The 6,147-nt window shown below is 69.1% G+C and carries 7 protein-coding genes; 3 read left to right on the top strand and 4 right to left on the bottom strand.

Annotated features, from left to right (window positions below):
* From ABZS54_RS41695 to ABZS54_RS41680, 4 genes are all read right to left on the bottom strand, one after another.
* Positions 1–419 (bottom strand): thiamine pyrophosphate-dependent enzyme (locus ABZS54_RS41695; RefSeq protein ID WP_355548276.1); only part of this gene is annotated, 419 nt, incomplete at its 3' end.
* A complete protein-coding gene (locus ABZS54_RS41690) occupies positions 412–2,274 on the bottom strand; it encodes a 2-oxoacid:acceptor oxidoreductase subunit alpha (RefSeq protein WP_355548274.1) in 1,863 nt (620 codons plus the stop codon). The genes ABZS54_RS41690 and ABZS54_RS41695, both read right to left, overlap by 8 nt.
* A 279-nt stretch (positions 2,275–2,553) precedes the next feature.
* The gene (locus tag ABZS54_RS41685; RefSeq protein WP_355548272.1) at positions 2,554–3,198 is read right to left on the bottom strand and encodes a response regulator transcription factor; all 645 of its coding nucleotides are present in this window, start codon (positions 3,196–3,198) and stop codon (positions 2,554–2,556) included.
* Positions 3,199–3,317: 119 nt separating this feature from the next.
* Positions 3,318–4,658 (bottom strand): sensor domain-containing protein, encoded by a 1,341-nt coding sequence (locus ABZS54_RS41680; protein ID WP_355548270.1) that lies wholly within the window; start codon positions 4,656–4,658, stop codon positions 3,318–3,320.
* Positions 4,659–4,921: 263 nt separating this feature from the next.
* On the opposite strand from ABZS54_RS41680, the gene ABZS54_RS41675 reads away from it, so the two are divergent.
* From ABZS54_RS41675 to ABZS54_RS41665, 3 genes are read left to right on the top strand one after another with little or no spacing between them, the layout of a single operon-like run.
* Complete coding sequence (locus tag ABZS54_RS41675) at positions 4,922–5,293, top strand: NADH-quinone oxidoreductase subunit A (RefSeq protein ID WP_355548268.1); 372 nt, start codon at positions 4,922–4,924, stop codon at positions 5,291–5,293.
* The gene (locus ABZS54_RS41670) at positions 5,284–5,886 is read left to right on the top strand and encodes an NADH-quinone oxidoreductase subunit B family protein (RefSeq protein WP_355548265.1); all 603 of its coding nucleotides are present in this window, start codon (positions 5,284–5,286) and stop codon (positions 5,884–5,886) included. The genes ABZS54_RS41675 and ABZS54_RS41670 overlap by 10 nt, the downstream gene beginning before the upstream one ends.
* Positions 5,883–6,101 (top strand): hypothetical protein, encoded by a 219-nt coding sequence (locus ABZS54_RS41665; RefSeq protein WP_355548262.1) that lies wholly within the window; start codon positions 5,883–5,885, stop codon positions 6,099–6,101. Before ABZS54_RS41670 ends, ABZS54_RS41665 begins: the two co-directional genes overlap by 4 nt.
* Positions 6,102–6,147: the final 46 nt, after the last annotated feature.

The raw sequence follows: 6,147 nt of genomic DNA, 5'->3' as shown, positions 1-6,147 counted from the left end.
AACAGCAGGATCTTCAGGTTGACGTTGCGCCGCAGCGCGTGGATCAGGTGGTTGCCGCCGATCGAGAGCGCGTCGCCGTCACCGGTGACCACCCATACCGACAGGTCCTCGCGCGAGGTGGCCAGACCGGTGGCGATGGCCGGCGCGCGACCGTGGATCGAGTGCATGCCGTACGTGTTCATGTAGTACGGGAAGCGGCTGGAGCAGCCGATGCCCGAAACCCACACGATGTTCTCCTTGCGGAGGCCGAGCTCGGGCATGAAGCCCTGCACCGCCGCCAGGATCGCGTAGTCCCCGCAACCCGGGCACCAGCGCACCTCCTGGTCCGACTTGAAGTCCTTCATGGACTGCTTGCCGTCGGCCTTCGGGATCAGCGACAGCGATGGGAAGCCGCCGGCGCCGTTCGCAGACTCAGACACTCTCGATCACTTCCTGGATCACGTGAGCCAGTTCCTCGGACTTGAACGGCAGACCGCGAACCTGGTTGTACGACATGGCGTCCACGAGGAACTTCCCGCGCAGGAGCAGGGCGAGCTGACCCAGGTTCATCTCCGGGACGATCACCTTGTCGTACGACTTGAGGACCTCGGCCGTGTTGGCCGGGAACGGGTTGAGGTGACGCAGGTGGGCCTGCGCGACCTTGCCGCCCGCGGCCCGTACCCGGCGGACACCGGCAGCGATCGGACCGTAGGTGGAACCCCAGCCGATCACGAGCACCTTGGCGTCACCGGTCGCGTCGTCGACCCACAGCGGCTCGATGTCCTTCGCGATGCCGTCCACCTTGGCCTGCCGGGTGCGCACCATCAGGTCGTGGTTGGCCGGGTCGTAGGAGATCGAACCGATCCCGTCGGCCTTCTCGATTCCGCCGATGCGGTGTTCCAGACCCGGCGTGCCGGGGACCGCCCACGGGCGGGCCAGCGTCTCGGGGTCGCGCTTGTACGGCCAGAACTCCTTGGTCCCGTCCGGCATCTCCTGGTTCGGCTCGGTCGCGAACTCGACCCGCAGGTCCGGCAGTTCGGATGTCTCGGGCAGTCGCCAGGGCTCCGAGCCGTTGGCCAGGTAGCCGTCGGACAGCAGGAAGACCGGGGTGCGGTACTTCAGCGCGATCCGGGCCGCCTCGATGGTGGCCGCGAAGCAGTCGGACGGGGTCTGCGGGGCCACGATGGGCACCGGCGCCTCGCCGTTGCGGCCGAACATGGCCTGGAGCAGGTCGGACTGCTCGGTCTTGGTCGGCAGACCGGTCGAGGGGCCGCCGCGCTGCACGTCGATGATCAGCAGGGGCAGTTCCAGGGAAACCGCGAGGCCGATCGTCTCGGACTTGAGCGCGACACCCGGACCGGAGGTGGTGGTCACGCCGAGCGCGCCGCCGAAGGACGCGCCGAGCGCGGCACCGATGCCCGCGATCTCGTCCTCGGCCTGGAACGTGCGCACGCCGAAGTTCTTGTGCTTGGCCAGCTCGTGCAGGATGTCCGAGGCCGGGGTGATCGGGTACGAACCGAGGTAGACCGGCAGCTCGGACAGTTGCCCGGCGGCCACCAGGCCGTAGGACAGCGCGAGGTTGCCGGTGATGTTGCGGTACGTCCCGGCCGGCAGCTTGGCCGGGGCCACCTCGTAGGAGACCGCGAAGTCGTCGGTGGTCTCGCCGAAGTTCCAACCCGCCTTGAACGCCGCGACGTTCGCCTCGGCGATCACCGGCAGCTTGGCGAACTTCCTGCGCAGGAACGCGATGGTCGCCTCGGTCGGCCGGTGGTACAGCCAGGACAGCAGACCGAGCGCGAACATGTTCTTCGCCCGCTCGGCGTCCTTCTTGGAGATCTCGAACTCGGCCAGCGAGCCGACCGTCAACGTGGTCAGCGGGATCGCGTGCACGTTGTAGGCGTCCAGCGAGCCGTCCTCGAGCGGACTGTTCGCGTAGCCGACCTTGGCCATCGCGCGCTTGGAGAACTCGTCGGTGTTGACGATGATCTCCGCCCCGCGCGGCAGGTCGCGGATGTTGGCCTTGAGCGCCGCCGGGTTCATCGCGACCAGGACGGTCGGGGCATCGCCCGGCGTCAGGATGTCGTGGTCGGCGAAGTGGAGCTGGAAACTCGACACACCCGGCAGGGTGCCCGCGGGTGCCCGAATCTCGGCGGGGAAGTTGGGAAGGGTCGACAGATCGTTTCCGAACGTCGCCGTCTCGGACGTGAAACGGTCGCCCGTCAGCTGCATTCCGTCTCCGGAATCGCCGGCGAACCGGATCACTACCCGGTCGAGCTGCTTGACCTGCTTGGTCACGGGGAAGGACCTCCTCGGCGCTGCGGCGGTTGGTCCGCGCACCGCGCGGATGTCGCAGTTTTCATCGTACGGCGGCACAGCCGGGGGCCGTGGCGCCCCCCGGAGCGGGCGAGGATCCGCCCTGGCGCGCGACGTGAGCGGCGTCACGCTTCGGACATGGCCCGCAGGGGGGTACATATCCGCCTATATCCAAGCAAACCAAGAGCCCACCCGGAGATGGGACGGCGGCTCCGATCGACCGGATGATTGCATGGGTCCAGTAATTCGATCCCTACGATGTCAGGATCCGAGATACGCGAGTACCGCGAGGACGCGTCTGTGATCGGTGTCACTGGGTGCGAGGCCGAGCTTCCCGAAGATGTTGCTGACGTGCTTCTCCACCGCGCCGTCCGACACCACCAGGGCCTGCGCGACCGCCGCGTTCGTGCGTCCCTCGGCCATCAGACCGAGCACTTCGCGCTCGCGCGGTGTGAGCTTTTCCACCACGTCGCGCTTGCGGGAGCGGCCGAGGAGCTGGGAGACCACTTCGGGGTCGAGCGCGGTGCCACCGCTCGCGACCCGCTCGACCGCCGCGACGAAGTCGCCGACGTCGGCGACCCGGTCCTTGAGTAGATAGCCGACGCCGCTGGTGTTGCCCGCCAGCAGTTCCGTCGCGTACTGCTCCTCGACGTACTGTGACAGGACAAGCACGCCCACCTCGGGCAGGGTCGCCCGCATCCGCACCGCCGCCCGAATGCCCTCGTCGGTGTGTGTGGGCGGCATCCGCACATCCACGACGCAGACGTCGGGGCGCAGCTGTCCCGCGACGGTGACCAGTTGCTCGGCGTCCCCGACCTCGCCGACGACCTCGTGGCCACGAGCGGTCAACAGACGGGACAAACCGTCTCTGAGTAGTACGGAATCCTCAGCGATGACGACGCGCACAGCGTTCACATCCCCCAAATCCGGTAGCCGCACCCGAAGAGCGGGTGCGGCTACAGTCTTCCGGATTCGAGTCGATGCGGCGTACCGCGGGCGGGTCGAATCTCAGGCCCGGCGGATCCTCACAGCGGCAGCCACACGGTGACCCTGGTGGGCCCGCCGTCGGGACTGTCCACGGTGAGCGTGCCGTCCACGCCGCGCACCCGCTCGATCAGGCCGGCCAGGCCGGATCCCTTGCCCGTCGAGGCGCCGCCCGCGCCGTCGTCGGCGACGATCAGGTACATCCGGCCGTCCTGGTGACCCACCGTCACCCACGCGTGCGAGGCGCGCGCGTGCTTGGAGACGTTGGTCAGCAGCTCGGACGCGCAGAAGTAGGCGACCGACTCGATCGGGGCGGGCGGTCGATCGGGCAGGTCCACCTCGACCCGGACCGGGACCGTGCAGCGGGCCGCGATCGAGGACAGCGCCGCGTCCAGACCCCGGTCGGTGAGCACCGCCGGGTGGATGCCTCGGGCCAGGTCGCGCAGTTCCTGGAGGGCGAGCTTGACCTCGTCGTGTGCGGAGGCGACCATCCGCGCGGTCTCGGTGTCCTGACTCGTGCTCAGATTCTCCTTCGCCATGCCCAGGTCCATCGCCAGCGCCACCAGCCGGGCCTGCGCACCGTCGTGCAGGTCGCGCTCGATCCGGCGCAGGTCGGACGCGGCGGTGTCGACGGCGGCCCCCCGGGACACGGTCAGATCGCGCACCTGCTCGGACAGGAAGGCCGGGCCGAGCAGGCCGCGCACCATTACCCGATCCACGTTGGCCATCCCGCGGACCAGCCACGGGGTCGCGAAGAACAGCACCACGCCCGCCGCCACGGTCAGCGACACCGGACCCGGCCCGGCCAGGTAGCGGTCGGCGCCCGGTTCGTGCGGCCCGTCGCCCCAGAGCATCGCGCCCGGCATGTCGGCCCGGCGATACAGCGGCTGGGTGAGCGGATAGGTGATCGCGCTCAGCGAGGCCGCCCACAGCACCGTCGTGACGGCGAAGGTGAAGACTCCCCAGGGCAGTTGCAGGAACAGATAGAGACTGGCCCGCCATCCGGTCCGGTCGGTCAGGCCGGACCGGATCCACCCGATGGGCCCGGGCCGGCGCCGAAGCGGCGCCGGCGCACGCACGTGTTCGTCCAGCAGTGCGCTCGCCCGGGCCCGCTCCATCCGGCCGAACGCCCTGCTGCCCATCAGGGTCAGCGCCAGCAGCGGCAATCCCAACAGGAACAGCGGGGTCAGGCCGACGCCGAGCGTGATGAACAGCACCGCGTAGGTGAAGCCGATGATGCCGATGGGCAGGTTGAGCACCAGATGGATCGTGTCGGTCCACGTGCGCACCGTGAACGGCGCGCGCAGGATGCCCGGCCGCGCTCGGGCCGGGGCATCACCTGTGGACCCGTCGTAGGCAGTCGCGGGTGAGGGCATGGACATGGAGTTGCCTCGCTGGGAGAGAAGCCGATCCGGTGGGTCAACTCTGCCCGGTGACGTGGGCGGGTCCCATGGCGCGGGTCGGTGTCTTGGGGGTGGGGTTGTCCCTACCACCTTCGGCTCGGGAGCGGTATCGCCGATCCGGCCGGTCGGCGGGACTGGACACTGGGGACAGGTCCGGCGCAACCCCCCTAGACTCCCGTGCCACAAACGTACGCAACGACCACGCAACGTTCGGGCAATGTCGATCGGGAGGCAGACGCCAAGTGGAGGGCTACTACGGAACGTACGCGCTCGTGGGTCTGGTGCTTCTCGTCGCGTCGGCCTTCGTCGCGGTGGCGTTCGCCGGTGGGCGACTGCTGCGACCGAGCGTACCCACGCACGAGAAGCTCACGACCTACGAGTGCGGCGTCGACCCGGTGGGGGTGGGGTGGGCGCAGGTCCACATCCGCTACTACCTCTACGCCTATCTGTACGTCATCTTCGCGGTCGACGTGATCTACCTGTTCCCCTGGGCGACAGTGTTCGACGCGCCCGGCTTCGGCACCGCGACCCTGGTGGAGATGTTCGTGTTCGTCGGCTTCCTGGCCACCGGACTGCTGTACGCGTGGCGGAAGGGCGTGCTCGCATGGACCTGACACCCGCACCGGTGGAGCGCACACCGGTCGACCTCCCGCCGCCCCGGCTCGGGGTGCTCTCCCGGCTCGCGCCTGACCCGGTGCGACTCGTGCTGAACTGGGGACGGCGCTACTCCCTCTGGGTGTTCAACTTCGGCCTCGCCTGCTGCGCGATCGAGTTCATCGCGTCCTCGATGGCCAAGCACGACTTCATCCGGCTCGGCGTGATCCCGTTCGCACCGGGCCCGCGACAGGCCGATTTGATGGTCGTGTCGGGGACGGTCAGCGACAAGATGGCGCCCGCGATCAAGCGGCTGTACGAGCAGATGCCCGAGCCCAAGTACGTGATCTCGTTCGGGTCCTGCGCGAATTGTGGCGGGCCGTACTGGGATTCGTACTGCGTCACCAAGGGCGTGGACCAGGTCGTGCCGGTGGACGTGTACGTGCCCGGCTGTCCGCCTCGGCCGGAGGCGCTGCTCCAGGGCATCCTCAAGCTCCAGGAGCGGATCGCGGTGGAGAACCCGGCCGCGCGATACGCGCGCAAGCTGCCGGCCGCCGCGCTCGGCCGACCGCTGGTCGCGCCGCCCACGCCGCCCACGGGGGATGCCCGATGACGCCGGAGGAGATCCGCGCGGGATTGGGCAAGGACCTGGTGCTCGCGATGTCGGACGCGTACGGCTTGGTCACCGTCGATGTCGCGCCGGAGCACTGGGTCGCCGCGCTGACCGCCGCGCGCGACGCGCTGGGTTGCGCGTTCTTCGACTGGCTCACCGGGGTGGATTCTGGAACGATCTCCCTCGTCGGCCCGGATGGAACGAAGTCTTCGTGATGCCGGCGCGGCTGGCCCCCGCCGAGGTGCACGCGAGCGGCTGGAC

The sequence above is a fragment of the Embleya sp. NPDC005575 genome (assembly GCF_040605455.1).
In the GTDB taxonomy this organism is placed as follows: Bacteria; Actinomycetota; Actinomycetes; order Streptomycetales; family Streptomycetaceae; genus Embleya.
This window is presented reverse-complemented; position numbering and strand designations above follow the sequence as displayed.

Excerpts from the sequence above, each read along its gene's own strand:
- ABZS54_RS41680 (WP_355548270.1), bottom strand. The coding sequence starts at position 4,658 with ATGTCCATGCCCTCACCCGCGACTGCCTACGACGGGTCCACAGGTGAT.
- ABZS54_RS41670 (WP_355548265.1), top strand. The coding sequence starts at position 5,284 with ATGGACCTGACACCCGCACCGGTGGAGCGCACACCGGTCGACCTCCCG.
- ABZS54_RS41665 (WP_355548262.1), top strand. The coding sequence starts at position 5,883 with ATGACGCCGGAGGAGATCCGCGCGGGATTGGGCAAGGACCTGGTGCTC.